2 protein-coding genes are annotated in these 2817 nt (G+C 49.2%); both read right to left on the reverse strand.

All coding sequences use genetic code 11. From position 1 onward, the window contains the following. Positions 1-934: 934 nt before the first annotated feature. Positions 935-1600, reverse strand: a complete 666-nt coding sequence (locus AC1DUA_RS32480) for a hypothetical protein (RefSeq protein ID WP_477503664.1) — start codon at positions 1598-1600, stop codon at positions 935-937. A gap of 133 nt (positions 1601-1733) precedes the next feature. Beyond that, positions 1734-2744 carry a LacI family DNA-binding transcriptional regulator gene (locus AC1DUA_RS32485; RefSeq protein ID WP_477503663.1) on the reverse strand — a complete coding sequence of 337 codons (1011 nt, stop codon included), beginning with the start codon at positions 2742-2744 and terminating at the stop codon, positions 1734-1736. Between the last annotated feature and the right edge of the window lie 73 nt (positions 2745-2817).

Raw genomic sequence — 2817 nt, forward strand, 5'->3', positions numbered from 1 at the left:
CGCGTAGCCGCTCTATCTTGCACTTTGTGCAACATAGAGCAGGCATTGCACACAAAGCGCTAGTCTTCATTGTACAAAGTACAATGAAATGGCCAGAAAAGCGCGGAAAACCAGCTTCTGCGGGCAAATGGTTGCACAAAGTGCAACATAGCTGGCCGAAGAAGCCAATACAGCCCAAATGGTTGCACAAAGTGCAACATAGGCAATATTACTCGGAGCGCTGAGGTAAACTGGGCCGTATAACGTCAATTTGAGGGGCCAGGTAAAAGGGTGCAGCTACAGGAGCCGTTATGAAGCTTCCCCTCAACTGCCGAGCCACGCGTAGCCGCTCTATCTTGCACTTTGTGCAACATAGAGCAGGCATTTTGGGCAAAGAGCTGGTCTTCATTGTACAAAGTACAATGAAATAGCCAGAAAAGCGCGGAAAACCAGCTTCTGCGGGTAAATGGTTGCACAAAGTGCAACATAGCTGGCCGAGGAAGCCAATACAGCCCGAATGGTTGCACAAAATGCAACATAGGCCATATTACTCGSAGCGCTGAGGGAAACTGGGCCGTATAACGACTATTTGAGGGGCCAGTTAAACAGGTGCAGCTATAGGAGCCGTTATGAAGCTTCCCCTCAACTGCCGAGCCACGCGAAGCCACTCTATCTTGCACTTTGTGCAACATAGAGCAGGCATTGCGGACAAACAGCTAGTCTTCATTGTACAAAGTACAATGAAATAGCCGGAAAAGCGCCGAAAACCAGCTTTTGCGGGGAATGGTTGCACAAAGTGCAACATAGCCGACCGCGGGAGCCAATACAGCCCAAATGGTTGCACAAAGTGCAACATAGCCTGCCGAGGTAGCCAATTCAGCCTGTCTCTTCCCGTAGCGATGAGCTAGCTAGGCTCAGAATCAGAGCCCGGGCGACTACGAGCAATCGCAGTCGCCTAGAGTAAATAATGCCAAGCATCCGTCTGTAGCTCGTATTGCCGAATGACATTTCCTTCTCCAATTGGGCGGAGAATGCCCTTGGCAGCTAAACCGTGGAGCCGTTTTCGCGCGGTGCGGAAGTTGAGCTGCTTTGCGAGGGTGAGATCTTTAGGCCGGATGGGTTTGCCTAATCGAATAGCGAGCTGAATCACTTCTTTTTCAACCGGAGAAAGAGCAGGGGGCGAGGGGTTGCGGATCAGATGGGGACCTATCACCAGCTGGAGCAGCATACGGCAAACTTCTGGGCGTTGCTGGATATCATCGAAGGAAAAATGGATCATTTTCCACCCCATCCCCGTTAGGAAAGTATCCCGATTAAGGGCGTAGCTGAATCTCTCGCGGTCCATGTCCTTAATGTGACTCTGGAAACCGTCGCACTCAATCCCAAAGCGGCCATACGAGGGGAGAAAAGCAAAGTCGAGGAACTGCAACTTGCGATTCCAATCGTAAATTTCGTATTCCGGATGCAAGTCGTCAAAATTTCCGAATAAAGACCACCATACGTTTTGGAGCAGCAGCTTCTCCGCGTAGTTATGTCCTCTAAGTATACGTCCTTTTCGCTCGCCGAGCCGATGTGCGAGATGCCCCTCTAAGAATTTCTGATACGCTTGTTCAAAATCCAACAAAAGCACTAACCTCCTACCTCTTAAAAAATAAAAAAACGCCCCAGAGCCAAGCGGCTCAAGGACGTTCTTCGTCATTTCATAATATATCATTTTCAGCTTAGATGAGGTACTTATATTTTCATTTTTCTAATCATACTTTGACACAAGAATCCCGCTCAATCAGCTCGCCGTAAATGGAAATTTTGGAGGGGACGCCGCCTTTTTCGATCCTGCGAAGCAGCAAATCAACCGCCTCAAAGGCAAGCTGTTCGCGCTGCACATGAATGGTGGTGAGGCGAGGCATGACCATCTGCGCGGCTTCAATATCGTCAAAACCGACGACGGACATAGCGTCCGGCACGTGATAGCCTTTGGTGGCCAAATGCTGAATCAGTGAAATGGCAAGCCTGTCGTTGGCGCAAAACCAAGCGGTTGGCTTAGCAGAGAGGCCGCTCATTGTTTCCAGGAATAAAGCCAATTCATCATCAGGCGCCTCGGACTCTTTAGAACCAATGAGACAGAAGCTTCTATCGATGGCTAGTCCTGCATCGGACATGGCATTTGTAAATCCGAACCAGCGTTCTCGAAAGCTTTTAGACATACTGCCCGCCCCTATGAATCCAATTTGCCGGTGGCCTTTGCGGATTAGATAGCTGACGATGTTGCAGGCTCCTTCCGCGTTCGCTGTCACAACGGAATCCAGCTGCAGGTCATCATAGCAATGATCCACTGTGACAAGGGGAGTCTCCAGATCCTTAAGTTTGCGGACGTACGCAGGGTTGAAGACGCCAATGATGAGGATGCCGGAAAACGCAATCTCATGATACAGGTCGGGTAGGATCAACAGCCGCTCCATATCCTTGGTTACCCCGCTAATGATAGCGGTATAACCGTTCTCCTTGGCTCTTTTCTCAATGGACCAGAACACTTCGTAGTAGAAATTTTTATCGTTCTGGATATATTCAGGAAATAAGACGAGCAAGTGATTCTGCTTCTTCCTTGTCTTGGATTCCGTCCGGTACTTTAGCTGCTGAGCGGCTTCAAACACACGGGATCGCAGTTCTTCGCTGACACCGGGCTTGTGATTAAGGGCCAAGGAGACGGCATTTTTGGAAATGCCGAGCAGATTGGCAATGTCCTGCATGGAGGTTTTGGAGTTCATTGGGCTGACTACTCCTTAAGAGGAAAGTGAATTTTTTATAAATTGTAAAGCATTGGTGGGGGAAATGTAAAGT

It is taken from the genome of Paenibacillus sp. 01T422, assembly GCF_056398785.1.